At 60.2% G+C, this 26830-nt stretch carries 30 protein-coding genes and 1 pseudogene; 12 read left to right on the top strand and 19 right to left on the bottom strand.

Annotated features, from left to right (window positions below):
- The 9 genes from ACIPLA_RS25020 to ACIPLA_RS24980 form a co-directional block, all read left to right on the top strand.
- Nucleotides 1-861: thiamine pyrophosphate-dependent enzyme (locus ACIPLA_RS25020; protein ID WP_401176824.1), on the top strand; the 861-nt coding region annotated here is incomplete at its 5' end.
- A 138-nt stretch (nt 862-999) separates the two neighbouring features.
- Complete coding sequence (hyi, locus tag ACIPLA_RS25015) at nt 1000-1782, top strand: hydroxypyruvate isomerase (protein ID WP_218394204.1); 783 nt, start codon at nt 1000-1002, stop codon at nt 1780-1782.
- A gap of 150 nt (nt 1783-1932) precedes the next feature.
- Entirely contained in the window at nt 1933-2823 is an 891-nt protein-coding gene (locus ACIPLA_RS25010; RefSeq protein WP_030131742.1) for a 2-hydroxy-3-oxopropionate reductase, read from the top strand.
- A gap of 150 nt (nt 2824-2973) precedes the next feature.
- Nucleotides 2974-4254 (top strand): glycerate kinase, encoded by a 1281-nt coding sequence (locus tag ACIPLA_RS25005; RefSeq protein WP_401176820.1) that lies wholly within the window; start codon nt 2974-2976, stop codon nt 4252-4254.
- Nucleotides 4244-5659 (top strand): pyruvate kinase, encoded by a 1416-nt coding sequence (gene pyk / locus ACIPLA_RS25000; RefSeq protein ID WP_401176818.1) that lies wholly within the window; start codon nt 4244-4246, stop codon nt 5657-5659. The genes ACIPLA_RS25005 and pyk overlap by 11 nt, the downstream gene beginning before the upstream one ends.
- A 127-nt stretch (nt 5660-5786) precedes the next feature.
- The gene (locus ACIPLA_RS24995; protein WP_401176815.1) at nt 5787-6701 is read left to right on the top strand and encodes an urea transporter; all 915 of its coding nucleotides are present in this window, start codon (nt 5787-5789) and stop codon (nt 6699-6701) included.
- Nucleotides 6702-6722: 21 nt separating this feature from the next.
- The gene (locus ACIPLA_RS24990) at nt 6723-7547 is read left to right on the top strand and encodes an ion transporter (RefSeq protein WP_123496095.1); all 825 of its coding nucleotides are present in this window, start codon (nt 6723-6725) and stop codon (nt 7545-7547) included.
- Nucleotides 7548-7653: 106 nt separating this feature from the next.
- Nucleotides 7654-8652 carry a sulfate ABC transporter substrate-binding protein gene (locus ACIPLA_RS24985; RefSeq protein WP_192345739.1) on the top strand — a complete coding sequence of 333 codons (999 nt, stop codon included), beginning with the start codon at nt 7654-7656 and terminating at the stop codon, nt 8650-8652.
- Between the two features lie 184 nt (nt 8653-8836).
- The gene (locus tag ACIPLA_RS24980; protein WP_401176811.1) at nt 8837-10042 is read left to right on the top strand and encodes an MFS transporter; all 1206 of its coding nucleotides are present in this window, start codon (nt 8837-8839) and stop codon (nt 10040-10042) included.
- A gap of 98 nt (nt 10043-10140) precedes the next feature.
- Here ACIPLA_RS24980 and ACIPLA_RS24975 read toward each other — a convergent pair.
- From ACIPLA_RS24975 to ccmA, 11 genes and pseudogenes are all read right to left on the bottom strand, one after another.
- Nucleotides 10141-10329, bottom strand: a pseudogene (locus ACIPLA_RS24975) (type II toxin-antitoxin system HicB family antitoxin); the annotation flags it as partial.
- Between the two features lie 89 nt (nt 10330-10418).
- On the bottom strand, nt 10419-10823 hold the full coding sequence (locus ACIPLA_RS24970; protein ID WP_123496081.1) for a hypothetical protein: 405 nt from the start codon (nt 10821-10823) through the stop codon (nt 10419-10421).
- 14 nt (nt 10824-10837) lie between these two features.
- The gene (ccmI, locus tag ACIPLA_RS24965; protein ID WP_401176808.1) at nt 10838-12040 is read right to left on the bottom strand and encodes a c-type cytochrome biogenesis protein CcmI; all 1203 of its coding nucleotides are present in this window, start codon (nt 12038-12040) and stop codon (nt 10838-10840) included.
- Complete coding sequence (locus ACIPLA_RS24960) at nt 12033-12506, bottom strand: cytochrome c-type biogenesis protein (protein ID WP_007894247.1); 474 nt, start codon at nt 12504-12506, stop codon at nt 12033-12035. Before ACIPLA_RS24960 ends, ccmI begins: the two co-directional genes overlap by 8 nt.
- Nucleotides 12503-13039 (bottom strand): DsbE family thiol:disulfide interchange protein, encoded by a 537-nt coding sequence (locus tag ACIPLA_RS24955; RefSeq protein ID WP_063342928.1) that lies wholly within the window; start codon nt 13037-13039, stop codon nt 12503-12505. Before ACIPLA_RS24955 ends, ACIPLA_RS24960 begins: the two co-directional genes overlap by 4 nt.
- Nucleotides 13036-15024 (bottom strand): heme lyase CcmF/NrfE family subunit, encoded by a 1989-nt coding sequence (locus ACIPLA_RS24950; RefSeq protein WP_401176804.1) that lies wholly within the window; start codon nt 15022-15024, stop codon nt 13036-13038. Before ACIPLA_RS24950 ends, ACIPLA_RS24955 begins: the two co-directional genes overlap by 4 nt.
- A gap of 3 nt (nt 15025-15027) precedes the next feature.
- A complete protein-coding gene (ccmE, locus tag ACIPLA_RS24945) occupies nt 15028-15483 on the bottom strand; it encodes a cytochrome c maturation protein CcmE (RefSeq protein WP_192345731.1) in 456 nt (151 codons plus the stop codon).
- Nucleotides 15480-15656, bottom strand: a complete 177-nt coding sequence (gene ccmD, locus ACIPLA_RS24940) for a heme exporter protein CcmD (RefSeq protein ID WP_007894243.1) — start codon at nt 15654-15656, stop codon at nt 15480-15482. The genes ccmE and ccmD overlap by 4 nt, the downstream gene beginning before the upstream one ends.
- On the bottom strand, nt 15653-16408 hold the full coding sequence (locus ACIPLA_RS24935) for a heme ABC transporter permease (RefSeq protein WP_192345730.1): 756 nt from the start codon (nt 16406-16408) through the stop codon (nt 15653-15655). The genes ccmD and ACIPLA_RS24935 overlap by 4 nt, the downstream gene beginning before the upstream one ends.
- A gap of 94 nt (nt 16409-16502) precedes the next feature.
- Nucleotides 16503-17171 carry a heme exporter protein CcmB gene (ccmB, locus tag ACIPLA_RS24930; protein WP_008072659.1) on the bottom strand — a complete coding sequence of 223 codons (669 nt, stop codon included), beginning with the start codon at nt 17169-17171 and terminating at the stop codon, nt 16503-16505.
- Nucleotides 17168-17803 carry a cytochrome c biogenesis heme-transporting ATPase CcmA gene (ccmA, locus tag ACIPLA_RS24925; RefSeq protein WP_008072658.1) on the bottom strand — a complete coding sequence of 212 codons (636 nt, stop codon included), beginning with the start codon at nt 17801-17803 and terminating at the stop codon, nt 17168-17170. The genes ccmB and ccmA overlap by 4 nt, the downstream gene beginning before the upstream one ends.
- Before the next feature lie 196 nt (nt 17804-17999).
- Here ccmA and ACIPLA_RS24920 point away from each other — a divergent pair, with 196 nt between their 5' ends.
- Entirely contained in the window at nt 18000-19574 is a 1575-nt protein-coding gene (locus tag ACIPLA_RS24920) for a flagellar hook-length control protein FliK (protein WP_401176798.1), read from the top strand.
- Nucleotides 19571-19900 carry an EscU/YscU/HrcU family type III secretion system export apparatus switch protein gene (locus ACIPLA_RS24915; RefSeq protein ID WP_401176796.1) on the top strand — a complete coding sequence of 110 codons (330 nt, stop codon included), beginning with the start codon at nt 19571-19573 and terminating at the stop codon, nt 19898-19900. The genes ACIPLA_RS24920 and ACIPLA_RS24915 overlap by 4 nt, the downstream gene beginning before the upstream one ends.
- A 150-nt stretch (nt 19901-20050) precedes the next feature.
- Here ACIPLA_RS24915 and ACIPLA_RS24910 read toward each other — a convergent pair whose 3' ends face one another.
- A complete protein-coding gene (locus tag ACIPLA_RS24910) occupies nt 20051-20557 on the bottom strand; it encodes a hypothetical protein (RefSeq protein WP_401176793.1) in 507 nt (168 codons plus the stop codon).
- A gap of 151 nt (nt 20558-20708) precedes the next feature.
- Between ACIPLA_RS24910 and ACIPLA_RS24905 the strand changes: the two genes are divergently transcribed.
- Complete coding sequence (locus ACIPLA_RS24905) at nt 20709-21050, top strand: EscU/YscU/HrcU family type III secretion system export apparatus switch protein (protein ID WP_401176790.1); 342 nt, start codon at nt 20709-20711, stop codon at nt 21048-21050.
- Between the two features lie 169 nt (nt 21051-21219).
- On the opposite strand, the gene ACIPLA_RS24900 is transcribed toward ACIPLA_RS24905, so the two are convergent.
- The 7 genes from ACIPLA_RS24900 to ACIPLA_RS24870 all read right to left on the bottom strand — a co-directional run bounded on the left by ACIPLA_RS24900 (nt 21220) and on the right by ACIPLA_RS24870 (nt 26791).
- On the bottom strand, nt 21220-21612 hold the full coding sequence (locus ACIPLA_RS24900) for a DUF2802 domain-containing protein (protein ID WP_192345726.1): 393 nt from the start codon (nt 21610-21612) through the stop codon (nt 21220-21222).
- Complete coding sequence (locus tag ACIPLA_RS24895) at nt 21613-22098, bottom strand: chemotaxis protein CheW (protein WP_008072653.1); 486 nt, start codon at nt 22096-22098, stop codon at nt 21613-21615.
- Between the two features lie 88 nt (nt 22099-22186).
- A complete protein-coding gene (locus tag ACIPLA_RS24890) occupies nt 22187-23062 on the bottom strand; it encodes a CheW domain-containing protein (protein WP_218394193.1) in 876 nt (291 codons plus the stop codon).
- Between the two features lie 117 nt (nt 23063-23179).
- Nucleotides 23180-23968, bottom strand: a complete 789-nt coding sequence (locus ACIPLA_RS24885) for a ParA family protein (protein ID WP_007894220.1) — start codon at nt 23966-23968, stop codon at nt 23180-23182.
- A gap of 43 nt (nt 23969-24011) precedes the next feature.
- Nucleotides 24012-24905 carry a flagellar motor protein MotD gene (gene motD, locus ACIPLA_RS24880; protein ID WP_008072648.1) on the bottom strand — a complete coding sequence of 298 codons (894 nt, stop codon included), beginning with the start codon at nt 24903-24905 and terminating at the stop codon, nt 24012-24014.
- Nucleotides 24906-24917: 12 nt separating this feature from the next.
- Complete coding sequence (locus tag ACIPLA_RS24875; protein WP_008072647.1) at nt 24918-25658, bottom strand: flagellar motor protein; 741 nt, start codon at nt 25656-25658, stop codon at nt 24918-24920.
- Nucleotides 25658-26791 carry a chemotaxis response regulator protein-glutamate methylesterase gene (locus tag ACIPLA_RS24870; protein ID WP_123496059.1) on the bottom strand — a complete coding sequence of 378 codons (1134 nt, stop codon included), beginning with the start codon at nt 26789-26791 and terminating at the stop codon, nt 25658-25660. The genes ACIPLA_RS24875 and ACIPLA_RS24870 overlap by 1 nt, the downstream gene beginning before the upstream one ends.
- Nucleotides 26792-26830: the final 39 nt, after the last annotated feature.

The following is a 26830-nucleotide window of genomic DNA, read 5'->3' as shown; positions in this document are numbered from 1 at the left end:
ACCCAGATCGGCCGCGTGTTCACCCCGGACCTGGGCATCGTGTCCGACGCCGCTGCCGCGTTGACCGTGTTCATCGAAGTCGCTCGCGAATGGCAAGCCGCCGGCAAGCTGAAAAACCGCAGCGCCTGGCTACAAGACTGCCAGCAACGCAAAGCCAGCCTGCAGCGCAAAACTCACTTCGACAACGTGCCGGTCAAGCCGCAGCGGGTTTACGAAGAAATGAACCAGGTGTTCGGCAAGGACACCTGCTACGTCAGCACCATCGGTCTGTCGCAGATTGCCGGCGCGCAGTTCCTGCACGTCTACAAACCGCGTCACTGGATCAACTGCGGCCAGGCCGGCCCGCTGGGCTGGACCATTCCGGCCGCACTCGGCGTGGTCAAGGCTGATCCGACCCGCAAGGTGGTGGCGCTGTCTGGGGATTATGACTTCCAGTTCATGATTGAAGAACTGGCCGTAGGCGCGCAGTTCAAGCTGCCGTACATCCACGTTGTCGTGAACAACTCGTACCTGGGTTTGATCCGTCAGGCCCAGCGCGGTTTCGACATGGACTACTGCGTGCAGTTGTCTTTCGACAACCTCAACGCTCCGGAACTCAACGGTTACGGTGTCGACCACGTCGCTGTCGCCGAAGGCCTGGGTTGCAAGGCGTTGCGGGTGTTCGAACCGGCTCAGATCCAGCCTGCCCTGCGCAAGGCTCAGGAACTGATCGAGGAGTTCAAGGTGCCGGTGATCGTCGAAATCATTCTGGAGCGCGTGACCAACATTTCCATGGGCACCGAGATCAACGCCGTCAACGAATTCGAAGACCTGGCGCTGGTCGGCAACGATGCGCCAACGGCGATTTCGCTGCTCGACTAACTGCTGATCGATACCCCTGTGGGAGCGAGCCTGCTCGCGATGAGGCCGGCACATTCAACATTGATGTTGGCTGCCCCACCGCTATCGCCAGCAGGCTGGCTCCCACAGGGGATCTGCACATATTTACAGGAGACCACCATGCCGCGTTTCGCAGCCAACCTGTCCATGCTGTTCACCGAGCAGGATTTTCTTGCCCGTTTCGACGCTGCCGCCAAGGCCGGCTTCAGTGGTGTCGAATACCTGTTCCCCTACGATTTCAGCTCCGCCGAAATCAAGGCCAGGCTCGATGCCAATGGCTTGACCCAGGTGCTGTTCAACCTGCCGGCCGGTGACTGGGCCAAGGGCGAGCGCGGTATCGCGTGCCTACCGGATCGGGTCGAAGAATTCCGCGCCGGTGTCGATCTGGCCATCGCTTACGCCAAAGTGCTGGGCAACACCCAGATCAACTGTCTGGCCGGTATTCGTCCACAAGGCGTCGACGATGCCACCGTGGAAAAGACCTTTGTCGCCAACCTCAAGTACGCGGCCGACAAGCTGCAAGCGGTGGGCATCAAACTGGTGATGGAAGCGATCAACACCCGTGACATCCCAGGCTTCTACCTGAACAACACGGCGCAAGCCCTATCGATTCGCGAACAAGTCGGCAGCGCCAACCTGTTCCTGCAATACGACATCTATCACATGCAAGTCATGGAGGGCGACCTGGCCCGCACCATGGCCGCGCACCTGGACGAGATCAACCACATCCAGTTGGCCGACAACCCAGGGCGCAACGAACCGGGCACCGGTGAAATCAATTACCGCTTCCTGTTCGAACACCTGGACCGCATCGGTTATCAGGGTTGGGTTGGCTGCGAATACAAGCCGCTGACCACCACTGAGGCAGGCTTGGGCTGGTTGAAAACCCATAACGCGATTTGATCTGACACCGCGTCATCGTTCTTCGCGGGCAAGCCTCGCTCCTACGGGGGGCCAGAATTGTCTGTAGGAGCGAGGCTTGCCCGCGAAGGCGTCCTCGCTGCCATCCCACGAATTTTGCGAACAGAGCAATAAAAACAAGAGGATTTTCTCATGGCTAAAATCGGATTTATCGGCACCGGCATCATGGGCCACCCAATGGCGTTGAACCTGCAGAAAGCCGGTCACAGCCTGTTCCTGTCGGCACACCACGACCCAGCCCCTGCCGACCTGATCGCCGCCGGCGCCGTCGCCCTGGCGAACCCGAAAGAAGTGGCCCAGGAAGCCGAATTCATCATCGTCATGGTCCCGGATACTCCGCAGGTCGATGACGTGCTGTTCCGCGCCGATGGCGTTGCGGCAGGCGTGAGCAAGGGCAAAGTCGTGATCGACATGAGCTCGATCTCGCCGACTGCCACTAAAGCCTTCGCGGCTAAAATCAACGAGAAAGGCGCGCAGTACCTCGACGCCCCGGTTTCCGGCGGCGAAGTCGGCGCCAAGGCTGCGACCCTGAGCATCATGGTCGGCGGCGATGCCGATGCCTTCGAACGCGCCCTGCCGCTGTTCCAGGCCATGGGCAAAAACATCACCCTGGTCGGTGGCAACGGCGACGGTCAAACCGCGAAAGTGGCGAACCAGATCATCGTCGCGCTGAACATCCAGGCCGTGGCCGAAGCCCTGCTGTTCGCCTCGAAAAACGGTGCCGATCCAGCCAAGGTGCGTGAAGCGCTGATGGGCGGTTTTGCCTCGTCGAAGATCCTTGAAGTCCATGGCGAGCGCATGATCAAAGGCACTTTCGATCCAGGCTTCCGCATCAGCCTGCACCAGAAGGACCTGAACCTGGCCCTGGCCGGCGCTCGCGAACTGGGCATCAACCTGCCGAACACCGCCAATACCCAGCAAGTGTTCAGCACCTGCGCGGCCATTGGCGGCAGCAACTGGGACCACTCGGCGCTGATCAAAGGCCTGGAACACATGGCGAATTTCTCGATTCGCGATAAATAACACCATCACCCGCCCCTGTAGGAGCGAGGCTTGCCCGCGAAGGGATCGCCTCGGTGCAGCAGAAACACCGAGGTGGCCGGTTCGCGGGCAAGCCTCGCTCCTACAGGGGCAAGCAGCTTTCTCCAATAACAAGAATTCCGGGAGCCCGCCATGTCGGTCGATCCGCAACAACTGCTGCGCGAGCTGTTTGCCACAGCCATCGACGCAGCCCATCCGCAGCACGTCCTCGAAGCTCATTTACCCAAAGATCGTAGCGGTCGGGTGATCGTCATCGGCGCCGGTAAAGCCGCAGCGGCCATGGCTCAGGTGGTCGAGCGCTGCTGGCAGGGTGAAGTGTCCGGCCTGGTGGTGACCCGTTACGGTCACGGCGCCCCGTGCGAAAAAATCGAAGTGGTCGAAGCCGCGCACCCGGTGCCGGATGCGGCTGGTTTGGCTGTTGCGAAACGGGTGCTGGAACTGGTCAGCGACCTGAGCGAAGACGACCGCGTGATCTTCCTGCTGTCTGGCGGTGGATCGGCATTGTTGGCACTACCCGCCGCCGGCATCACCCTCGCCGACAAACAGTCGATCAACAAAGCCCTGCTCAGATCCGGCGCGACCATCGGCGAGATGAATTGCGTGCGCAAGCACCTCTCGGCGATCAAGGGCGGTCGTCTGGGCAAAGCCTGCTGGCCGGCCACGGTTTATACCTATGCGATTTCCGATGTACCGGGCGATCTCGCCACGGTCATCGCGTCCGGCCCCACCGTGGCCGACCCGAGCACCTCGGCCGAAGCGCTGGCGATCCTCAAGCGTTACGACATCGAAGTTCCGGCCTCGGTGCGTAACTGGCTGCAAAGCGCGGAATCGGAAACGGTCAAACCCGGCGATCCGAGCCTGGCCCGCAGTCATTTCCAGTTGATCGCACGCCCACAGCAATCGCTCGAAGCGGCAGCGGTGAAAGCCCGTCAGGCCGGTTTCAGTCCGTTGATTCTCGGCGACCTGGAAGGTGAATCCCGGGACGTGGCGAAAGTCCACGCCGGCATTGCGCGGCAGATCGTCCAGCACGGCCAGCCGCTGGCAGCTCCGTGCGTGATTCTGTCCGGCGGCGAAACCACCGTCACCGTGCGCGGCAATGGCCGTGGCGGGCGCAACGCCGAATTCCTGCTGAGCCTGATCGACAGCCTCAAAGGCCTGCCCGGCGTCTACGCCTTGGCGGGTGACACCGACGGCATCGACGGCTCCGAAGACAACGCCGGCGCCATCATGACCCCAGACAGTTACGCCCGCGCTGCCGCCCTCGGCCTCGCTGCCTGCGATGAACTGGACAACAACAATGGCTACGGCTATTTCGCGGCGCTGGATGCGCTGATCGTCACCGAGCCGACCCGCACCAACGTCAACGACTTCCGCGCCATCCTGATTCTCGAGAGCACTAAACATGACGCCTGATAAGAAGGTCAAAATCCTCGCCACCCTTGGCCCGGCCACCAACGGGATCGACGACATCCGTGAGCTGGTGCAGGCCGGGGTCAATATCTTTCGCCTGAACTTCAGCCACGGCGATCACGCCGACCACGCCCTGCGCTATCAATGGATTCGTGAAGTCGAGCGCCAGCTGAATTACCCGCTGGGGATACTGATGGACCTGCAAGGCCCGAAACTGCGGGTCGGCAAATTCGCCCGTGGCAAAGTGCAGTTGTATCGCGGTCAGGCCTTGCGTCTGGACCTGGACCCGACGCCGGGCGATGAGCGCCGGGTCAACTTGCCTCACCCGGAAATCATCGCCGCGCTTACGCCTGGCATGGACCTGCTGCTGGACGACGGCAAGCTGCGCCTGCGGGTGGTGACCAAATACGCCGACGCCATCGACACCACAGTGCTCAATGGCGGCGAGCTGTCGGATCGCAAAGGCGTCAACGTGCCGCAAGCGGTGCTCGACCTGAGCCCGTTGACCACCAAGGATCGTCGCGACTTGAGCTTTGGTCTGGAGCTGGGGGTGGATTGGGTCGCGCTGTCGTTTGTGCAACGCCCGGAAGACATCCGCGAAGCCCGCGCATTGATCGGCGACAAGGCCTTCTTGATGGCCAAGATCGAGAAACCCTCGGCCGTGACTCAACTGCGTGAAATCGCCGAATTGAGCGATGCGATCATGGTCGCTCGCGGTGATCTGGGCGTGGAAGTGCCGGCCGAAAGCGTGCCGCAAATCCAGAAAAACATCATCAGCACTTGCCGCCAACTCGGCAAACCGGTGGTGGTGGCGACGCAGATGCTGGAGTCGATGCGCTTCTCCCCGGCCCCGACTCGCGCCGAAGTCACTGACGTCGCCAATGCGGTGGCCGAAGGCGCGGACGCGGTGATGCTGTCGGCGGAAACCGCGTCCGGCGAGTATCCGCTGGAAGCTGTGCAGATGATGAGCAAGATCATCCGTCAGGTGGAAAACGGCCCGGACTATCAGGCCCAACTGGACGTGAGCCGACCGAAAGCCGAGGCCACGGTGTCCGACGCGATCAGCTGCGCGATCCGCCGCATCAGCAACGTGCTGCCGGTGGCGGTGTTGGTGAACTACAGCGAGTCCGGTACCTCGAGTCTGCGCGCGGCGCGGGAACGGCCAACGGTGCCGATCCTCAACCTGACGCCGAATTTGCAAACCGCGCGGCGTTTGACGGTAGCGTGGGGCGTGCACTCGGTGGTCAATGATCGGCTGCGCCAGGTGGATGAAGTGTGCTCGACGGCGTTGGAGATTGCCCAGGCACAGGGGATGGCTCAACGCGGCGATACGTTGTTGATCACGGCGGGAGTGCCGTTTGGGCAGCCGGGGTCAACCAATTCGTTGCGCATTGAGACGTTGATTTAGCGCCTGTACCGGCCTCTTCGCGAGCAAGCCCGCTCCCACATTTAATCTGAGTTCGACACAAGACTAATGTGGGAGCGGGCTTGCTCGCGAAGCAGGCGACTCGGCTCCTCTGACACACAGACCTAAAATGCCTGCCAACCACTTCAACACCCAATGCCCCGACTGGGCCACTGCCCTGCTCAATGGCTTCAGTCAAATCTTTCTCCAGCGCCATCCGCTGTGCGGTCTGCTGTGTCTGTTGGCGATTCTGTTCAGCGCTCCGGCCCTGCTCGGCGGTGCGTTGCTGGGAGGGGTCGCCGGGTTGCTCACCGCGCAACGTCGCGGTTACACAAAGGCTGATCGTCAGGCCGGCCTGTTCAGTTACAACGGTATTCTGCTCGGTCTGCTGCTGAGCCTTTATTTCCCGTGGTCAGCGTTATTGCCGCCGCTAATCATTGCCGCTGGCGGCCTGAGTGCGATGCTCACCCAGCAATGGCTCAAGCATTCGCGCGATCATGATTGCCTTCCCGCCTACACCGCGCCCTTCGTCGGGATGAGCTGGTTGCTACTGTCGTTTGCCGCCCCCCAGCAGCCCGCGCCGCTGATCGAAATGACCACACTCAACTTGCTTGCCGCGTCATTGAAAGGGCTCGGTCAGGTGCTGTTTCTCGGTCATCCGCTGGCCGGTGCTCTGATTGCCATGGGTTTGCTGATCGCTGACCATCGTGCCTTCCTGTGGGCGCTGCTCGGCTCCGCTGCCGGCCTCGGTTTCGCCCTTCTGCATCACGAAACATCAACCGCGCTGCTGGGTTTGAGCGGCTACAACGCCGTGCTTGCCGCCCTCGCCTTCAGCCAAAATCGTCGCCAGCCTTGGCTGCCATTGTTGGGAATCCTGCTGGCGGTGTTGCTCACGCCGGGGTTCGTCGCACTGGGGCTGGCAACGCTGACGGCACCCTTCATCCTCGCCTGCTGGCTGATTCGCGCAGGCATTCGGGTGCTGCGTCAGGCCGCCATGGACAGCGCGCCTTGCGCTACCGGGGAGAATCGACCTAGGCTTCGCTGATTCTTGGTTCAGGCGTTTTCCATGGACAGCAATAAAAACTGGCGTGAAGACCTTTACGTCATCATTTTCCAATCCGATACTCCGGCCGGCCGGCGCTTCGACAGCATTCTGTTGTTGATCATCCTGGCGAGCCTGGTGATCGTGATTCTGGACAGTATCGACAGCGTTCATCAGAACTACGCCGACATACTGGCGTACATCGAATGGGGCTTCACCATCGTTTTCGCCATCGAATACGGTCTGCGCCTGTACTGCTCGCCCAAGCCGCTGCGCTACGCGTTCAGCTTCTATGGGCTGGTGGATTTGCTGGCGATCGTGCCCGGCATTCTTGCGCTGTATTACAGCGATGCGCAGTACCTGCTGATTATCCGGATCATTCGGATGCTGCGGATTTTCCGCGTGCTCAAGCTCAGCCCGTATCTGAAGCAAGCCAACTACTTGATGACGGCGCTGCGCGGCAGCAAGCAGAAGATCGTGGTGTTTCTGCTCAGCGTCAGCACCCTGGTGACGGTGTTCGGCACTCTGATGTACGTGATCGAAGGCCCGGAACACGGCTTCACCAGCATCCCCAAAGGCATCTATTGGGCCATCGTCACACTGACTACCGTGGGATTTGGCGATATCGTGCCCAGGACGCCATTGGGTCAGGTGGTTTCGTCGCTGGTGATGATCACCGGTTACTCGATCATCGCCGTGCCCACAGGGATCTTTACCGCGGAACTGGCCAACGCGATGCGCGGCGAACAATTGCAACACGATTGCCCGACCTGCGAGAAAAACAGTCACGAACACGGCGCAGCATTTTGCTCCCGTTGCGGCAACGCGCTGTTCAAGAAACTGGAATAAGCAAAGTGCTTTTTAATCTTTAAAGGACTATGCGAGCCCGGCTATAGTCGCTGGCAAATTGCCAACACTTTCCATAGAACATGTTTGATAAAACAAGGAATGCGCAGTGAAAAAACTCTTTGGCGCCTCACTTCTGGCCGCTGGCCTGGTCTTGGGCAGCGTGGCTCAGGCTGCACCGACCCTGCTTAACGTTTCCTACGACGTGATGCGAGATTTCTACAAGGACTACAACGCTGCCTTCCAGAAACACTGGCAAGCCGAGCACAACGAAAACATCACGCTGCAAATGTCCTTCGGCGGTTCCAGCAAGCAGGCGCGCTCAGTGATCGATGGCCTGCCGGCTGATGTCATCACCATGAACATGGCCACCGACATCAACGCCCTGGCGGACAACGGCAAACTGGTCCCGGACAACTGGGTTACGCGCCTGCCGAACAACAGCGCGCCATTCACCTCGGCCACCGTGTTTATCGTGCGCAAAGGCAACCCGAAAGCATTGAAAGACTGGCCCGACCTGCTCAAGGACGGTGTGCAAGTGATCGTCCCCAACCCGAAAACCTCGGGCAACGGCCGCTACACCTACCTTTCGGCCTGGGGTTATGTGCTGAAAAACGGCGGCGACGAGAACAAGGCCAAAGCCTTCGTCGGCAAACTGTTCAAGCAAGCGCCAGTGCTGGATACCGGTGGCCGTGCAGCCACCACCACGTTCATGACCAACCAGATCGGCGACGTGCTGGTGACCTTCGAAAACGAAGCGGAAATGATTGCGCGTGAGTTTGGCCGCGACCAGTTCGAAGTGATCTACCCAAGCGTTTCCGCCGAAGCAGAGCCGCCAGTGTCTGTGGTCGACAAAGTGGTCGAGAAAAAAGGCACTCGCGCTGCTGCCGAGGAATATTTGAAGTACCTGTGGTCGCCGGAAGGTCAAGAGATTGCGGCGGCCAACTACCTGCGTCCGCGTGATCCGGCGGTACTGGCCAAGTACACCGATCGCTTCCCAAAAGTGGATTTCCTTTCGGTGGAGAAGACCTTTGGTGACTGGCGCACTGTGCAGAAGACCCACTTCAATGATGGTGGGGTTTTCGATCAGATTTACAGCGGTCAGTAATTCCTGAGGCCAATGAAAAGGCGACCTTCATAGGTCGCCTTTTTTGTGGGAGCCAGGAGACCCAATGAACGGCCTCTCTCAATCATTCTTCAGAGGCATGATTACTATCACCCTATTCCCCCTTCCGCCGCTCCAGCCAGCCGATTAGCCTCTGCGCATTCCTTCTTGTTCAACGAGCCCCGTTATGAATCCAATGACTCAGGTGCCCCTCGGTACCGCGACAATGACCCGAGGCATGGTGTTGCTCTTCGCCTTCTGCTGCGGCGCCATCGTAGCCAACATCTACTACGCCCAGCCGATCATCGGCCTGATCGCGCCGGACATCGGCCTGACCGACACCATGGCCAGCCTGATCGTTTCGCTGACACAGATTGGTTATGCGTTGGGTCTGTTCTTCCTGGTGCCCTTGGGTGATCTGCTGGAAAACCGCCGCTTGATGATCATCACCACCGTGGTGGCGATTGCCAGTCTGTTGGGCGCGGCATTCACCGATCAGCCGAACGTGTTTCTGCTCATCTCGTTGCTGGTGGGGTTCAGCTCAGTGTCGGTACAGATCCTGATTCCACTGGCCGCCCATCTGGCGCCGGAAGAATCGCGCGGCCGCGTGGTCGGCGGCATCATGGGTGGTTTGCTGCTGGGGATTCTGCTGGCTCGACCGGTATCCAGCGTAATAGCCGATCACTTCGGCTGGCGTGCGATGTTCATCATCGCTGCGGTATTGATGGCGGCCATCAGCATTGTGCTGGCCCTGACCATTCCCAAGCGCCAGCCAGATCACAGCGCTTCTTATGGCCAGTTGTTGGGTTCGCTCTGGACGCTATTGCGTCAGCAGCCGGTATTGCGTCAGCGCGCGTTTTACCAAGCCTGTATGTTCGCCACCTTCAGCCTGTTCTGGACTGCAGTACCACTGGAGCTGTCGCGTAATCATGGCTTGTCGCAAACCCAGATCGCGATCTTCGCCCTGGTTGGCGCCATTGGCGCGATTGCCGCACCCATCGCCGGTCGACTGGCCGATGCCGGCCATACCCGCATAGCCTCGCTGCTGGCCCTGCTATTCGCCAGCCTGAGCTTCCTGCCCGCCTTCATCCAGCCGGTCTACAGCGTTATCGGCCTCGCGGTGACGGGGGTGGTGCTGGATTTCTGCGTGCAAATGAACATGGTCCTCGGCCAGCGAGCGGTCTATACCCTCGACGCTAAAAGCCGCGGCCGTCTGAATGCGCTGTACATGACCAGCATCTTCATCGGCGGCGCGTTTGGTTCTTCGGTGGCCAGCGCGGTGTATGAGCATGGCGGCTGGTTGTGGATCGTGATTGTGGGTAGTGCGTTTCCATTGTTGGCGTTGTTGCGGTTTTTGAGTGTTTCGCAAAGGCGTTCGTTGGCAACGGCTTAGGACGCTAAAAGCTTCGCGGGCAAGCCTCGCTCCTACAGGGTTAGTGTAAGACCTGTAGGAGCGAGGCTTGCCCGCGAAGGCGATTCGACTGATACCCCTCAATGCCGAACCAGTTTCTCCATCGCCGCATCCGCGAGAAAGGAGGAGCGGCTTTTGACATTGTGCTCTCGCACATAGCGGTCAATGCGCTGGATCACGTAGCCAGGCAGCGTCACGTTGACCTTCTCGGTCTTGCCCAGATAGGGCGAGATGTCGAGTTCCAGCATTCCCCAACCCATGTCGGCAAGTCGTACGCGATCCTGTAGGAGCTGGCGAAGCCTGCGATCTTTTCAGCCCCCAAAAAGCAAAACGGCGATCCTCAGATCGCCGTTTCCATTCACTGCCCGAATTTTCTGCCTAACCCACCCGGCACGCCATGGATGTCCGTCTCTTCCCATGGCCCGTTGGGGCTGATCGAGCGACTCCAGCCGTTGTTCCAGCGGTAGTAGGTGCGCTGGCGGTAGAAGGTGTTGGTCTGATCATCGAGAACGTAAACGCCGAGTTTCGCATCCCAATGACTGTTGCCCCCCGGTGGCGGGGCGAAGCTGGCGGAAGTGCGTGGAATCGGCTTGGACGGTTTGACCGGGATGCTCGGTTTGCTCGGTGTCGTCGTTGGAGGCGGTTTGGTGCTTGGCCCCGAAGGCGGGATTGGCGGCAGCCGTGTGGGCTCGGGCTGCTGGACCGCACAGGCGCTTAACCCCAAAACCATACTGAGGAGAGTGATACGAGCGATGGCGGTCATGGTGGTGCTTCCTGTTATTTATCCGGGCTGTCGATGATCAGTTTTTGTTGCGCGGTGGTGCTGGTGGCCAAGGGTTGGCTGCGACCGATCCATTCGCCGGCAGTCGGTTGGCCAGCGCGGGAGATGCGCGCAACCAGTTGGACTTCAGGGAAGTTCGACAGTTTCAACTGCGGCATCATGGCGTCGGCATCACCCAGTTCGACGGTTGCCGGCAAGTCGGCGACGGTCAGACGCTTGGCGGCCAGCGGTGCGGGCGGGCCGGAGATGGCGCGGGCGAATATGAACACGCTGTCACCCGGTTGGACTTTGGCTTTGAGCTCTGGCGAAAGTTCGACTTGCACTTTGAGCAGCGCTGCAGCTTTAACCGCAGGCGCTTGGGCAACCTTGCCACCGCTGGCTTCCAGCTTCTCGGCGGCCCGAGTAATGCCGCCTTGCAGCGCGACGCGGGATTTATCATCCGGCGGCAGTTGCGCCAGCAGGCGGTTCCAGTAGTCGATGGCGTCCTGATAACGCTCGCCTTCAAAGGCCGCAATGCCCAGCAGACCGAGGCTGGTGACTTCTTTCGGATCAGCTTTCAGCGCTTCGTCGGTCAGGGCCTGGACCTTGTCCGACCACTTCTTGCCATCGGCGAAATATTGCGCCTGGGCCCACTGCCCGAGCAGTTCCGGCTGCCGCCCGGCCAGAGTCACTGTGCGCTCGAAGATCTTCGCCGCATCGCCCGGACGGTCCTGAGCCATGTAGGTGCGGCCAAGGAAGTACAGGCCCTCGGCCGAGTCCGGTTGGGCGGCCACCGCACGCTCCAGACGACGAGTCATCTCTTCCATCGACTGCGGTGCCTGAGCGAATTCGCGGGTCAGCTCGACCTTGTCGCTGGCGCCGAAATGCAGGTACAACCCAAGGCCCAGCACCGGCACCAGGATTGCCGCGAGCAATGGCAACGGTTTGCCCAGACGCGACACTCGCGGCGCCTCGACGCCTTCAGTGTCGGCGAGCAGTTCACGGGCAGCTTCGGCGCGGCCGGTGTCCATTTGTTCGGCGTTGAGCACGCCCTCTTCCTGCTGAGTCTGCAACTCAGCCACGCGCTCCTGATAAAGCGCAACGTTCAGCGCCGTACGGTCCTCTTCCAGCTGAGCGCGGCGACCGCGCAGAACGGGGATCAACAGAAAACTCAGGGCAACCAGGAGCAGCAGGCCTGCAGCGAGCCAGAAATCAATCATTCTTGGTTTTATCCAACAGGTGGTCGAGGCGCTCGCGCTCCTCGGCGGAAAGCGTGTCCGGGCTGTCAGTGCGTTGTACGCGACGACGACGGACGATCACGGCGATGATCACAAAACCGCCCAGCAGCAGGCCGGCGGGGCCGAACCAGAGCAGTGCGGTTTTGGCGTTGAGGGCAGGTTTGTAGCGGACAAAATCACCGTAACGGTCGACCATGAAATCGATGATCTGCTGGTTGTCCTTGCCCTCGCCGAGCATGCGAAAAATCTCTTTGCGCAGGTCGGCAGCGATCGGGGCATTGGAATCGGCGATGTCCTGATTCTGGCACTTGGGGCAACGCAGCTCTTTGGTCAGCTCGCGAAAACGCTCACGATCGCCTTCTTTGGCGAACTCGTAGGTGTCGATGGCCGCGTGGGCCACACCGGCCATGCTCAAGCCCAGAACAGCGGCGGCAATCCAGCGCTTCATGGCTTGGCCTCGTCGACCAGCGCCTGATACTTGGCGGCCAGTTTTTCGCGCCAGACTTGTTCGTCGATCACGCCGACGAATTTGTCGCGGATGATGCCCTTGGCGTCGATGAAGAAAGTTTCCGGAGCGCCGTATACGCCGAGGTTCAGGCCCAGGGTGCCGGCATCGTCCCGGATGTCCAGTTGATACGGGTTGTGGAACTCGGCCAGCCACTTCAAGGCATCGGTGTTGACGTCCTTGTAGTTGACGCCGTAGATCACCACGCCTTGCTGAGCTAATTTGTTCAGCACCGGGTGCTCGACCCGGCAGGAAATGCACCAGGTGCCCCAGACGTTGACCAATGCCGGTTTACCCAGAAGATCCGCTTTAGTCAGGGTTTTGTCACCCTGCACCGATGGCAGCGAAAACTCAGGGAACGGTTTGTTGATCATCGCCGAAGGCAGCTCGGCCGGGTTCAGGTACAGCCCCCGATACAGAAAAACAGCAACCACCAGAAAAATCGCCAGTGGCAACAGCATCAACCAACGTCTCATGCAGTGGCTCCCGTCATGCCGAGCGCTTCACGCACGCGGCTTTTCACCTTGACCCGATAACGGCGATCCAGCGCCGCCAGCAAACCGCCGAAACCTGTAAGCAGACCGCCGAACCAGATCCAGCGCACGAACGGTTTGACATGCACACGAACCGCCCAGGCGCCCTCGCCCAACGGCTCGCCCAGTGCAACGTAAAGGTCACGGGTGAAACCGGCGTCGATCCCGGCTTCGGTCATCACCGAGTTCTGCACGGTGTAGAGGCGTTTTTCCGGGTGCAGCACACTGATTTCCTTGCCATCGCGGATCACCCGCACGGTGCCCTTGTCGGAGGTGAAGTTCGGCCCTTCGAAGTGCTTGGCGCCTTCGAACACAAACTGATAACCGGCCAGGCTCATGGATTCACCCGGCGCCAGGCGCAGATCGCGCTCGGCACTGTTCTGGCTCGACAACACAACACCCAGCGCGCATACGGCAATGCCCAAATGCGCGATCTGCATGCCCCAATAGCTGCGGGTAAGGGTCGGCAGACCTTTGATCAAACCCTTGTGACGCGTTTTGTCGAAGATATCCCGCACACCGGCCAGCAACACCCAGGCAGCCAGCATGAACGTCGCCAGCACCGCCCAGTTGAAATCGCCGTAAGCGACACCCGCCACCACGGCCAGTGCAGCGCTGCCGAGCAACACCGGGGTCAACATGCTCATCAGCCATTTGACCGGCGTGTCTTTCCAGCGCACCAGCATGCCGACCGCCATCACCACCATCAGTATCGCCATCAATGGAATGAACAGCGCGTTGAAATACGGCGGGCCGACCGACAGTTTGGCGCCGGTCATCGCGTCGAGAATCAGCGGATACAAGGTGCCGAGCAGGATCATCGACGCGGCCACCACCAGCACCAGGTTATTGCCCAGCAGCAGGGTTTCCCGGGACCAGAGGTTGAAGCCGACGTGGCTCTTGACCACCGGAGCGCGCAGGGCGAACAGCGTCAGCGAACCACCGACCACGAACAGCAGGAAGATCAGGATGAACACACCGCGTTCAGGATCGGACGCAAAGGCATGAACCGAGGTCAGTACGCCGGACCGCACCAGGAAAGTCCCCAGCAGGCTCAAGGAGAACGCGGCGATGGCCAGCAACACGGTCCAGCTCTTGAACACGCCACGTTTTTCCGTGACCGCCAACGAGTGAATCAGCGCCGTGCCCACCAGCCAAGGCATGAAGGACGCGTTTTCCACCGGGTCCCAGAACCACCAGCCACCCCAGCCGAGTTCGTAATAGGCCCACCAGGAGCCCAACGTAATACCGATACCGAGGAAGGCCCAGGCGACGATGGTCCACGGACGGGACCAGCGCGCCCACGCCGCATCGAGACGACCACCCAGCAGCGCGGCAATGGCGAAGGCGAAAGCCACGGAGAAACCGACGTAACCCATGTACAGCATCGGCGGATGAACGATCAGGCCGATGTCTTGCAGCAAGGGATTGAGGTCGCGCCCATCCGTCGGCATCTGCGGCAGGATTCGGGCGAAAGGGTTAGATGTCAGGATCAGGAACAGCAAAAAGCCGGTGCTGATCATGCCCATTACTGCCAGCACCCGGGCCAGCATCACTTGCGGCAATTGCCGGGAGAACACCGACACCGCGAAGGTCCAGCCGCCGAGGATCAATGCCCACAGCAGCAACGAACCTTCGTGAGCGCCCCAGACGGCGCTGAATTTGTAGTACCACGGCAAGGCGCTGTTGGAGTTGCTGGCTACATAAGCGACGGAGAAGTCGTCCGCCATGAACGCGTAAGTCAGGCAACCGAAAGCGAACAGCAAAAACGCGAACTGCCCCCATGCGGCGGGCTGAGCCAGGCTCATCCATAGACGGTCGCCACGCCAGGCACCGAGCAACGGCACCACGGCTTGAACCAGCGCGAAACACAGCGCCAGGATCATGGCCAGGTGGCCGAGTTCGGGGATAAAGATGCCGGAAGTCATCGATCAACCCTCCTTCGCGGGTGTTGGGGCGGATTGACCACTGTCTTTCAGCGCCTTGGTCACTTCCGGCGGCATGTACTTCTCGTCGTGCTTGGCCAGCACTTCGTCGGCCACCACCACGCCGTCAGCGTTGAGCTTGCCGAGGGCGACGATGCCCTGCCCTTCGCGGAACAGGTCCGGCAGGATGCCGCGGTAGCTGATGGTCACGGATTTGTTGAAGTCGGTGACGATGAATTTCACGTCCAGGGAATCGCCGGAACGTTGTAGCGAACCTTTCTCCACCATACCGCCCGCGCGGATACGCGTGTCTTGCGGGGCTTCGCCGTTGGCGATCTGGGTCGGGGTGTAAAACAGATTGATGTTCTGCTGAAGGGCGCTCAGGGCCAGGCCGACGGCAGCGCCGACACCGACCAGGATCGCGAGAATGATCATAAGACGCTTTTTACGCAGCGGATTCACTTGCCGTTCTCCCGGCGCAGACGACGCGCCTCTTGTTGCAGATACCGCTTGCGGGCCAGGATCGGCGCCGCCACGTTGAGGGCCAGCACCGCCAGGCTTATGCCATAGGCTGACCAGACATACAGGCCGTGATGGCCCATGGCGAGAAAGTCGCCGAATGAAGCGAAACTCATCGAGCGGCCTCCAGACTGTTCTGCACTTCGGTTTTCACCCAGCTCGCCCGGGCTTCGCGCTTGAGCACTTCAAGGCGCATGCGCAGCAACAGCACCGCGCCGAAGAAACAGTAGAAACCCAGCGCCGACAGCAGCAGCGGCAGCCACATCTCGGCGGGCATCGCCGGTTTTTCGGTGAGGGTGAAGGTCGCGCCCTGGTGCAGGGTGTTCCACCACTCCACCGAGTATTTAATGATCGGGATGTTGATCACGCCGACGATTGCCAGCACCGCGCAGGCCTTGGCCGCACTGTCACGATTGCTGATGGCGTTGCCCAGCGCAATAAGACCGAAGTACAGAAACAGCAGAATAAGCATGGACGTAAGTCGCGCATCCCAGACCCACCACGAACCCCAGGTCGGTTTGCCCCAGATCGCACCGGTGACCAGCGCCACGGCAGTCATCCACGCACCGATCGGCGCGGCGCATTGCAGGGCGACGTCGGCCAGTTTCATCTTCCAGACCAGCCCGACGATGCCGCACACGGCCAGCATCACGTAGATGGACTGCGCCAGCATGGCGGCGGGAACGTGGATGTAAATGATGCGAAAGCTGTTGCCTTGCTGATAGTCCGGCGGCGCAAAGGCCAGCCCCCAAACCACGCCGATGCTGATCAGCAGCAACGCCGCGACGCTCAGCCATGGCAGCAGTTTGCCACTGATGCCGTAAAACCATTTGGGTGAGCCGAGCTTATGAAACCAGGTCCAGTTCATTGCTGTTTCCATCACGGGTGCTCTTCGCTTTGAAGAGCCAAGGGTCCTGCCTTTCATCAAAAGAAGTGATCAACTTTTGACCAGGGCCTCATTATTATTCGCCGACGCTGATCTTCAGGCCAGCAGCTATTGCAAAAGGTGTCAGGGTTATCGCCAGGGCGGTCAGGCTACCAAGCCACAAGAGATAACCGGTCGCCGGCATACCCTGCAATGCCGCCTGCAAGGCGCCACTGCCGAGAATCAACACCGGGATGTACAGCGGCAGAATCAGCAGCGCCAATAACAGGCCACCGCGCTTCAATCCTACCGTCAACGCCGCGCCCACCGCACCGAGCAGGCTCAGCACCGGTGTACCGAGCAATAAAGAAAGCAGCAACACCGGCAGACAGGCGGCAGGCAAACCAAGCATCAACGCCAGCAAGGGTGCGAGCAAAACCAGCGCCAAGCCGGAAAACGCCCAGTGTGCCAGCACCTTGGCCAAAACCAGAATAGGCAGGGGGTGCGGCGAAAGGACCCACTGCTCAAGCGATCCGTCTTCGAAATCACTGCGAAAGAGCCCGTCCAGCGAGAGCAAGACCGATAAAAGCGCCGCCACCCAGACCAGCCCCGGGGACAAGGTTTGCAACAATTGAGGCCCGGCGCCGACCGCCAACGGGAACAAAGAGACCACGATGGCGAAGAACACCAGCGGATTCGCCAATTCGGCAGGACGACGGAACAGCAAACGTGCCTCGCGGGCGACCAACAGGCCGAAAACACTCATACGGCCCAGTTCCCCAAATCAATGTCACGATAGCCGGCAGGCATTCGGGTCAGCGTGTGGTGAGTGGTCAGCACCACCATGCCACCTCGCTCGCAGTGCGCTGCCAGGTGTTCTTCGAGTTGCGCCACGCCTTGTTTGTCGAGCGCGGTAAACGGCTCATCGAGGATCCAAAGCGGCGGGCTGTCCAGATACAACCGTGCCAACGCGACGCGACGTTGCTGACCGGCAGACAGGGTATGGCAAGGAACATCCTCGAAACCGCGCAGCCCCACCGCCGTCAGCGCCTGCCAGATCGCCTCATGGGAGGCCGGTTGATGCAAGGCGCAGAGCCAACTGAGGTTTTCCTCGGGGGTCAGCAGGTCCTTGATGCCGGCGGCATGGCCGATCCACAACAGGTTGCGCGCCAGTTCGCTGCGCTGTTCATTCAGTGGCAAGCCGTTGAGCAGCACCTGCCCGGCAGTCGGATGCATCAAGCCGCAAAGCAGACGTAAAAGGCTGGTCTTGCCACTGCCGTTGGGGCCGCTGATCTGTACCATTTCGCCACTGGCCAGTCTCAATTCGAGATTTTCGAAGAGCAGCCGAAGGTCTCGCTCACAGGCAAGGGCAACGGTTTGCAGAACAGGACTGGTCAAGAGATCACGGGCCTTTTGCGGTTCAAGTCGGCGGCAGAGCGGCCGCTAAAGAGATGCAGCATAGATGCATTGGCGGCTTGTTCTAGAGAGCCAGGTCAAACAAATGCAATGTTTTCGCCACTCCCCGAAGACGGGCGGCATTATACATGCCATGCCCTACTCTAAAGAGTGCATTTTCCTCAGGTTGTGACCGCGTATGACAGGCGAAATGAACATCCTCCCGCTGCCGCCGACCACGCCCGCGACTTCGCGGCCGCTGGTGGTGAGTGGTGATCTACTCAAGCTGCTGACGCCGATGGAGGGCCTGATCTCCGTTGGGCAAACCGCCAAGGCTGAAGTGCTGTCGCTCAAGCAGACGGATCAGACCTTTCAGTTGTTGCTCAAGGTCACCCTCGACAGCGGCCGCCAGACCACGGTCCAGGCCACCAGCGCTCAGCCGTTGCCCCAAGGCACCAGCCTGGCGATTACCCAGCCATCGGCGGGCAACCTGGCGGTCATGGTGCAACAGGCCATCGCCTCCAGCGTCGCGACACTCACCCGCATCGACATGACGCAACTGCCGGTCGGCACCTTGCTGCAAGGCAAAGTACTGACCTCTCAGGTCATGCCGCAGGTGCCGGGTCAGCCGACGGTGTTTCGCTCGATGGTGAGCCTGCTCAATACCGCGCTGAGTGGCAGCACGCTGAGCATCGACAGCCCGACGCCACTGCGCATCGGTACCTTGCTGAGCGCCTTGGTGCAAGACACCCAGACCCTGAAGTTCGTCCCGTTGAGCAGCCGTCAGGAACAGTTGGCGGTGACGCAGCAATTGGTCAGCCAGCAAAGTCGCCAGGGCTCTCTGGATGGCTTGCTCAAAGTCCTGCAAAACCTGCCTCCATCGGATCAGACCTCCAGCGCCCTGCGCGCCGCCGTAGACAAATTGCTCGCCGGCCTGCCGGACGTTCAGCAATTGAGTACACCAAAAGGCCTGGCCCAGGCGTTGGCCAACAGCGGTCTGTTCCTTGAAGCGAAACTGCTGACCGGGCAAAACCCGACGCTGACGCCAGACATGAAGGGCGACCTGCTCAAGCTGATCGCACAACTGACGCAGGGATTGCCGGCCAATACCAACCTCAACGCGATCATCGCCGCCAATACACTGGCGCAAGCGCTGCCCAGCTTCGTGCGCAGCGCCTTGGGAATGCTTGGACAAGTCAGCGCCAAACCATTGCCGACCAGTTTCCCGCTCCCCGAGCGCCTGCTGCAAAGTCAGGACGGTGAAAGCGATCTGGAACATTTGCTGCGCCTGGCAGCAGCGGCTGTCTCGCGCCTGCAAAGCCATCAACTGTCGAGCCTGGAACAGACCGGCCTCACCGACGACGGTCGCCTGCTCAGCACCTGGCAACTGGAAATCCCCATGCGCAACCTGCAGGACATCGTGCCATTGCAGGTCAAATTCCAGCGCGAAGAAGCACCTGAGAAAGAACAACCGCATGAACGCCGCGACGAACACGAACCCAAGCAACAATTGTGGCGAGTCGATCTGGCGTTCGACATGGAACCGCTGGGGCCGCTACAGATTCAGGCCCAACTGATCAAAGGCAGCCTCTCCAGTCAGCTATGGGCCGAACGGCCGTACACCGCCAGCCTGATCGAAAGCAATCTGGCCGGGCTGCGCGAACGCCTGCTGGCATCAGGCCTGAACGTCGGCGATCTGGATTGCCACCTCGGCACACCGCCTCAAGGCCCTCAAACCCGCCTCGAACAACGCTGGGTCGACGAAACCGCATGAACGAATCCACCACACCGCGCCAGGCCATCGCCCTCAAATACGACGGCACCCACGCCCCCACCCTCACGGCCAAAGGTGACGAGGAATTGGCCGAAGCCATTCTGCAGATTGCCCGGGATTACGAAGTGCCGATCTACGAAAACGCCGAGCTGGTGAGATTGCTGGCGCGGATGGAATTGGGGGAGAGTATTCCGCAGGAGTTGTACCGCACGATTGCCGAGATCATTGCGTTTGCGTGGAATTTGAAGGGCAAGTTTCCCGAGGGGCATGATCCGCATGCGCCGATGGTCGAGAAGGATGTCACCGATCGAGGGGATGATTACTGAGGATTCGAGGACGCCTTCGCGAGCAAGCCCGCTCCCACAGTGAATTGGCGGCGTGCACACGTTCTATGCCCACCATCGATCCAATGTGGGAGCGGGCTTGCTCGCGAATAGCGATCTCAACGCAACCGCACAAATCAGCTGTTACGCAACTTATCCATCGACCCCTGTCGCCGTCACATTGTCAGACTTGAAAAAACGCAAAAGCTTGAGACTGCGACCGACAATCAAACCATTGATAAGACCAGCCCCCAGTGCCGACCATCCCACCATTGATACTTCATTGGCCAGATCCGGATGGATGGCAGCCTGATAGCCACTGTAATAGCGCCAGATAAAGAACCCCCAATACACAATCAGCACCTTGCTTGTGCCACCCAACAACAGACCTTCAGCCTCGCGCTCCACATTGTTGTACGAATAAAAGCGCAATGCCAGTAACCACCCCGCCAGTAACCCTAGCGCATAGGCTGCGAGCGGGATTGCAATGCCTTGTGAGAGTTTCAGTGAGGCCAAGGAAACGGCGATGAATATCACAGGTGTGATCTGCAAAGACCTTTTCGATACGTAATTCTTGAAGCAGGCAATGACACCGTAATAGGTCAGGAAACTGAAGACCACATATACCCACAGCGGTGTACCACACAAAATATCGAGCATAGGCCTCCTTGGCACTGCATAGGTCTGAAACAAGCGTCGTTGAACAGCGCCGGTGGAATGTTGATTAATCAAACTATTGATCGCGGGTTACGATCGCAAGCCAGTGAAATCCGGAAAAGCTGTAGGCAGGAGATTACGACTGCGTAATCCGATGCCTGTCAAACGCGCCTCGAACAACACTAGGGCAGTAGCCATCGCCCTCAAATACGACGGCACCCAGGCCCCCACCCTCACGGCCAAAGGTGACGAGGAACTGGCGGAAGAAATTCTGCGGATCGCCCGGGATTACGAAGTGCCGATCTACGAAAACGCCGAGCTGGTGAAACTGTTGGCGCGGATGGAATTGGGGGACAGTATTCCGCAAGAGTTGTATCGCACGATTGCGGAGATCATTGCGTTTGCGTGGAATTTGAAGGGTAAGTTTCCACAGGGGCATGATCCGCATGCGGTGATGGTGGAGAAGGATGTGACTGATCGCGGGGATGACTACTGATCGTTCCCATGCTCTGCGTGGGAATGCAGCCCGTGACGCTCTGCGTCACACAACAGCGGAACGCAGAGCGTCCCAAGAGGCATTCCCACGCAGAGCGTGGGAACGATTTCCATTGCGCACGCCCTGTAGGAGCTGTCGAGTGCAACGAGGCTGCGATCTTTTGATCTTCTCAGTTCCTGTGCAACTTACTCATCAATTCCGCCTCAGCCTGGGTCAACCCGCAGGACTGCGTCAGCTCACTGACGCTCGCGCCCATCCCCACCAGGCGCGCTGCCTGGGCGAATGAAAGGCTCGACGGATCACGCTGCTCCAGCTGCGCCAGTTTGTCCGGCAACGGGCCGACGACGGCGCGCAGTTCGTGCAGGTCTTCACCCATGCGCACGTTGCCGTTCTGGTAGTCGTCGACGCGTTTGGCCAGGTCCTTGATGCGCTGATCGCGCAGCGCATCGCCCTCGGCCTGTTGCGCGGCGATCTGCCGCTGAGCGCGGATGTACGCCAGGAACATCGCCAGCGTGCCTGCCCATAAAAGGAACAGGACAATGACAGCCACCTCAAGAATCAATCAGATACTCTCCAGTTCCGACCATTCTTCTTCGCTCATCATCTTGTCCAGCTCGACCAGGATCAGCAGTTCGTTGTTCTTGTTGCACACGCCTTGAATGAACTTGGCGGACTCTTCGTTACCGACGTTCGGCGCGGTCTCGATTTCCGACTGACGCAGGTAAACCACTTCAGCCACGCTGTCGACCATGATCCCGACCACTTGCTTGTCGGCTTCGATGATGACGATACGGGTGTTGTCGCTGATCTCGGCATTCATCAGGCCGAAGCGCTGACGGGTGTCGATCACGGTGACCACGTTACCGCGCAGGTTGATGATGCCCAGCACGTAGCTCGGAGCACCCGGGACCGGGGCGATTTCGGTGTAGCGCAGGACTTCCTGAACGCGCATCACGTTGATGCCGTAGGTTTCGTTGTCCAGTTTGAAGGTTACCCATTGCAGGATCGGATCTTCAGAACCTTTTGCATTCGTCGCTTGACTACTCATACCCTGACCCCTCGAAAAACCGCTCCTGGCGGTGTGTGTTCTGTAGGCAGCATTCAACAATGCTGTCGCATACTTGTTATGTCGGCAGCTATGTCGGTTTGTGAAGTGGCTTGCTGCCGCTCATGTGCTTTGCCCCGCCGCTGGCGATCAACTCGGCCAGGGCAGAAACGTCCAGCAGCGCACACATGTGCTCAATCACCGTGCCGGCGAGCCATGGCCGCTGACCTCGGTGACTTCTCCATTTGATTTCGTTTGGGTCCAGGCGCAATGAGCGGCTGACCTGATGCACCGCCAGCCCCCACTCGTAGCCCTGAACCGAAATAACGTATTGCAGGCCCTGGCGGAAATCATCGCGGTAGCGGTCCGGCATGACCCAGCGCGCGGTATCCAGTACTTTCAGGTTGCCGGCCTGGCTCGGCAGGATCCCGAGGAACCATTCCGGCTGGCCGAACAACGGCGTCAGCTCGTGCCCGGCCAAGGAGTAAATCGAGCCCAGGCACACCAGTGGCACCGCCAGGGTCAACCCGGCGACGTCGAACAACAGGCACTCGAACGGCTCGGCAGCCCATGCCGGACGACCGTCGGTTTCCACCGGTGGCGGCGTGTTGCTGGGTGGCAGATGAACTTCAACCAACGGCGGCACCAACGCTTGCAGCAGGGGTGCAATCGTCGACACGGGCGCCAGAATCGGTGCCGGCGCTTCGATCACGGCCACCGGTGCTTTCACCACTGGCGCAACGATGGGTGCAGCAGCCACGGCCGGTTTCTGCGCATCACGGGCCTGTTCTTCAAGCACGGCAGCCTGGAACTCATCCAGCGCGACCTCAACCTCGATAACCTCGACAACCTCGGGCAGCGCCTCCACTTCTGGCGGCAACTCTTCGGTCGCGTCCTGCAGCAATGCGTCCAGATAGGACTGGAGGGCCAGTTGCGGACGCGAGGTGACTTTCACCGGCCGATTCATGCGCGCACCTTTGTAGGGGCGAGGCTTGCCCGCGAAGAACGATAATGCGATTTAACTGTGGTAACTGCGGCGTCTGCTTCGCGGGCAAGCCTCGCTCCTACGGGGATTGAGTTCATCTCACGCCACCTGCGGAACACGTTGCGCCGCCAGCAGATGCTTGAGCAGTGCACGGTAAGCGAGAACGCCACGGCTCTTGCCGTCGAATTGCGAAGGCGTCAGCCCTGCCCGGCTCGCGTCACGCAAGCGGGTGTCGATCGGAATGTAGCCTTGCCAGATTTCTTCCGGGTACTTGTCGCGCAGCACGCGAAGGGTGCCAAGGGACGCCTGGGTGCGGCGGTCGAACAGGGTCGGCACGATGCTGAACGGCAGCGCCTGTTTGCGCGAACGGTTGATCATCGCCAGGGTGTTGACCATGCGTTCCAGGCCTTTGACCGCCAAGTGTTCGGTCTGTACCGGAATCACCAACTGCTGGCTGGCCGCCAAGGCATTGACCATCAGCACACCGAGCAACGGCGGGCTGTCGATCACCGCGTAATCGAAGTCCTGCCACAACTGCGCCAGGCTCTTGGCGATCACCAGGCCCAAACCACTCTGGCCCGGCGACTGGCGCTCAAGGGTTGCCAGCGCGGTGCTCGATGGCAACAGGGAAATGCGTTCGTCACTGGTGGGCATCAGCAACTGACCGGGCAAGCCTTGCGGCACACTGCCCTTATGCAGAAACAAGTCGTAGCTGCTGTGTTCCAGGCTGTCGGGGTCGTAACCGAAGTAGCTGGTCATGGAGCCGTGGGGGTCGAGATCGACCACAACCACGCGCTTGCCCGCCTCAGCCAGCAAACCGGCTAAAGCGATGGAGGAAGTGGTTTTACCGACACCACCCTTTTGATTGGCGACTGCCCAGACTCTCATTCGGATTGTTCCTCCCGGTCGAAAAGATTGACCGAGAAATAGCTCAACGTATTAATGCGGGTGACGGAGAATTGACGGCGCTCTCTCGTCCCGGCGACTTGACCGGAGCCGGTGCAGTTTGTGTGCCAGCCCGCTTCAACGCGGCATCCGGTTGTGCATGAGCCGTTCCGGTACCCGTGAGGCTGCGGCGTACATCGAGATTTCGTGAAACCACCAACACCACCCGACGGTTGCGCGCCCGACCTTCGGCGGTGGCGTTATTGGCCACCGGCTGGAACTCGCCATAACCCACCGACGCCAGACGACCGGGGTTCACACCCTGCATCGCCAGCATGCGCACGATGCTTGCCGAACGGGCCGAGGACAGCTCCCAGTTGGTCGGATATTGCGCGGTGCGAATCGGCTGATCGTCGGTAAAGCCTTCGACGTGGATCGGGTTATCGAACGGCCTCAGGATCGCGGCGACCTTATCGATAATGTTGAAGGCGATGTCGCTGGGCATCGCATCGCCACTGCCGAACAACAGGCTGGAATTGAGCTCGATCTCGACCCACAACTCATTGCCGCGCACGGTCATCTGGTTGGAACTGATCAAGTCGCCAAACGCCGCGCTGATGTCATCGGCAATGCTTTTGAGCGGATCGTTGGCAGCCTGGGCGATGCCAGCGTCAATCTGTTCGCTGTCCTTGACCAGCGGCTTGGCCGGGGTCACGGTCTTCGGTCGCTCGTCACCAATCGGGATCGGCTTGAGGGCGCGATCAGAGTCGGTAAACACCCCGATCAACGCCTCGGAAATGACCTTGTACTTACCTTCGTTGATCGAAGAAATCGAGTACATCACCACGAAGAAAGCAAACAGCAACGTAATGAAGTCGGCGTATGAAACGAGCCAGCGTTCATGGTTTACGTGTTCTTCAGGTTGCCGACGACGAGCCATGAGGTTATTCCCTTAATCCATGAAGCCCTGAAGCTTCAACTCAATAGAGCGAGGGTTTTCACCTTCGGCGATCGACAGAATCCCTTCCAGCAACATCTCGCGATAACGCGACTGCCGCAACGCGATGGACTTGAGCTTGGCGGCAACCGGCAGCAATATCAGGTTGGCACTGGCCACGCCATAGATGGTGGCGACGAAGGCGACGGCAATGCCGCTGCCCAACTGCGATGGATCGGCCAGGTTGCCCATGACGTGGATCAGGCCCATCACCGCACCGATGATGCCGATGGTCGGCGCGTAGCCGCCCATGCTTTCAAAGACTTTGGCGGCTTCGATGTCGCGGCTTTCCTGGGTGTAGAAATCCACTTCCAGAATGCTGCGAATCGCTTCCGGCTCGGCGCCGTCCACCAGCAGTTGCAGGCCTTTGCGCGAGTAGCTGTCGGGTTCGGCGTCGGCCACCCCTTCCAGACCGAGCAAACCTTCCTTGCGGGCAGTCAGGCTCCAGTTCACGACGCGATCGATGCCGCCAGCCAGGTCCACACGCGGTGGAAACAGAATCCAGGCGAGAATCTGCATGGCGCGCTTGAAGGCGCTCATCGGCGATTGCAGCAGCGCTGCACCAACGGTCCCACCGAGTACGATCAACGCTGCCGGGCCGTTGGCCAACGCGCCGAGGTGACCGCCTTCAAGGTAGTTGCCGCCGATGATGGCGACAAACGCCATGATGATCCCGATAAGGCTGAGTACATCCATCAGAGACACGCCTCGACCAGGTGACGGCCGATATCGTCCAGGCTGTACACCGCGTCCGCGAGCTCGGCTTTGACGATCGCCATGGGCATGCCGTAGATCACGCAGCTGGCTTCATCCTGAGCCCAGATCGCACTGCCGCCCTGCTTGAGCAGACGCGCGCCTTCGCGACCGTCGGCGCCCATGCCGGTGAGTACCACCGCCAGAACTTTGTCGCCGTAGGATTTGGCCGCGGAACCGAAGGTGATGTCCACGCACGGCTTGTAGTTCAGACGTTCATCGCCCGGCAGGATTTTCACCGCGCCGCGGCCGTCGATCATCATCTGCTTGCCACCCGGCGCCAGCAGCGCCAGGCCCGGACGCAGGATGTCGCCGTCCTCGGCTTCCTTGACGCTGATGCGGCACAGCTTGTCCAGACGCTCGGCGAAGGCTTTGGTGAAGGCTGCCGGCATGTGCTGGATCAACACGATCGGTGCCGGGAAGTTGGCCGGCAACTGCGTCAGTACCCGTTGCAGGGCAACCGGGCCACCGGTGGAGGTGCCGATGGCGACCAGTTTGTAGGCTTTGCGTTTCGGCGCTGGCGACGACGGCGTCGCTGCATGGCTGCGAGCCGGAATCGGTGCCGGGGCCGGACGCGCAGGCGCACTGCTGCTGCCGTAGCTGCTGACGCTCGAAGGCGCAGGCGTCGGGGCTGGTGCGGCCACTGGAGCCGGGGCACTGTAGGCGCTGACACGACGGTTACTGCGCGAGATGCTGAGAATCTTCTCGCACAGCAGTTGCTTGACCTTCTCCGGGTTACGCGAGATGTCTTCGAAATTCTTCGGCAGGAAATCCACCGCGCCAGCGTCCAGCGCATCGAGGGTGACCCGCGCGCCTTCGTGAGTCAGCGAGGAGAACATCAACACCGGGGTCGGGCAGCGCTGCATGATGTGCCGCACTGCGGTGATGCCATCCATCATCGGCATCTCGTAGTCCATGGTGATCACGTCCGGCTTGAGCGCCAGCGCCTGATCGATCGCCTCTTTGCCGTTGGTCGCCGTACCGACGACCTGGATATTGGAATCCGCTGAAAGAATTTCCGAGACGCGGCGGCGGAAAAACCCCGAATCGTCCACCACCAGGACTTTGACTGCCATAAACACTCCGTTAGACGGGGCGAGGCTCAGTCGCCCCGC

Source organism: Pseudomonas sp. NPDC086112 (genome assembly GCF_044746425.1).
Classification (GTDB): Bacteria; Pseudomonadota; Gammaproteobacteria; order Pseudomonadales; family Pseudomonadaceae; genus Aquipseudomonas.
Note: the sequence above shows the minus strand (reverse complement) of the source record. Positions and strands in the feature narration are given on the sequence as shown.

Excerpts from the sequence above, each read along its gene's own strand:
- hyi (WP_218394204.1), top strand. The coding sequence starts at position 1,000 with ATGCCGCGTTTCGCAGCCAACCTGTCCATGCTGTTCACCGAGCAGGAT.
- ACIPLA_RS25010 (WP_030131742.1), top strand. The coding sequence starts at position 1,933 with ATGGCTAAAATCGGATTTATCGGCACCGGCATCATGGGCCACCCAATG.
- ACIPLA_RS25005 (WP_401176820.1), top strand. The coding sequence starts at position 2,974 with ATGTCGGTCGATCCGCAACAACTGCTGCGCGAGCTGTTTGCCACAGCC.
- pyk (WP_401176818.1), top strand. The coding sequence starts at position 4,244 with ATGACGCCTGATAAGAAGGTCAAAATCCTCGCCACCCTTGGCCCGGCC.
- ACIPLA_RS24995 (WP_401176815.1), top strand. The coding sequence starts at position 5,787 with ATGCCTGCCAACCACTTCAACACCCAATGCCCCGACTGGGCCACTGCC.
- ACIPLA_RS24990 (WP_123496095.1), top strand. The coding sequence starts at position 6,723 with ATGGACAGCAATAAAAACTGGCGTGAAGACCTTTACGTCATCATTTTC.
- ACIPLA_RS24980 (WP_401176811.1), top strand. The coding sequence starts at position 8,837 with ATGAATCCAATGACTCAGGTGCCCCTCGGTACCGCGACAATGACCCGA.
- ACIPLA_RS24970 (WP_123496081.1), bottom strand. The coding sequence starts at position 10,823 with ATGACCGCCATCGCTCGTATCACTCTCCTCAGTATGGTTTTGGGGTTA.
- ccmI (WP_401176808.1), bottom strand. The coding sequence starts at position 12,040 with ATGATTGATTTCTGGCTCGCTGCAGGCCTGCTGCTCCTGGTTGCCCTG.
- ACIPLA_RS24960 (WP_007894247.1), bottom strand. The coding sequence starts at position 12,506 with ATGAAGCGCTGGATTGCCGCCGCTGTTCTGGGCTTGAGCATGGCCGGT.
- ACIPLA_RS24955 (WP_063342928.1), bottom strand. The coding sequence starts at position 13,039 with ATGAGACGTTGGTTGATGCTGTTGCCACTGGCGATTTTTCTGGTGGTT.
- ACIPLA_RS24950 (WP_401176804.1), bottom strand. The coding sequence starts at position 15,024 with ATGACTTCCGGCATCTTTATCCCCGAACTCGGCCACCTGGCCATGATC.
- ccmD (WP_007894243.1), bottom strand. The coding sequence starts at position 15,656 with ATGAGTTTCGCTTCATTCGGCGACTTTCTCGCCATGGGCCATCACGGC.
- ACIPLA_RS24935 (WP_192345730.1), bottom strand. The coding sequence starts at position 16,408 with ATGAACTGGACCTGGTTTCATAAGCTCGGCTCACCCAAATGGTTTTAC.
- ccmB (WP_008072659.1), bottom strand. The coding sequence starts at position 17,171 with ATGAGTGTTTTCGGCCTGTTGGTCGCCCGCGAGGCACGTTTGCTGTTC.
- ACIPLA_RS24920 (WP_401176798.1), top strand. The coding sequence starts at position 18,000 with ATGACAGGCGAAATGAACATCCTCCCGCTGCCGCCGACCACGCCCGCG.
- ACIPLA_RS24915 (WP_401176796.1), top strand. The coding sequence starts at position 19,571 with ATGAACGAATCCACCACACCGCGCCAGGCCATCGCCCTCAAATACGAC.
- ACIPLA_RS24910 (WP_401176793.1), bottom strand. The coding sequence starts at position 20,557 with ATGCTCGATATTTTGTGTGGTACACCGCTGTGGGTATATGTGGTCTTC.
- ACIPLA_RS24905 (WP_401176790.1), top strand. The coding sequence starts at position 20,709 with ATGCCTGTCAAACGCGCCTCGAACAACACTAGGGCAGTAGCCATCGCC.
- ACIPLA_RS24895 (WP_008072653.1), bottom strand. The coding sequence starts at position 22,098 with ATGAGTAGTCAAGCGACGAATGCAAAAGGTTCTGAAGATCCGATCCTG.
- ACIPLA_RS24890 (WP_218394193.1), bottom strand. The coding sequence starts at position 23,062 with ATGAATCGGCCGGTGAAAGTCACCTCGCGTCCGCAACTGGCCCTCCAG.
- ACIPLA_RS24885 (WP_007894220.1), bottom strand. The coding sequence starts at position 23,968 with ATGAGAGTCTGGGCAGTCGCCAATCAAAAGGGTGGTGTCGGTAAAACC.
- motD (WP_008072648.1), bottom strand. The coding sequence starts at position 24,905 with ATGGCTCGTCGTCGGCAACCTGAAGAACACGTAAACCATGAACGCTGG.
- ACIPLA_RS24875 (WP_008072647.1), bottom strand. The coding sequence starts at position 25,658 with ATGGATGTACTCAGCCTTATCGGGATCATCATGGCGTTTGTCGCCATC.
- ACIPLA_RS24870 (WP_123496059.1), bottom strand. The coding sequence starts at position 26,791 with ATGGCAGTCAAAGTCCTGGTGGTGGACGATTCGGGGTTTTTCCGCCGC.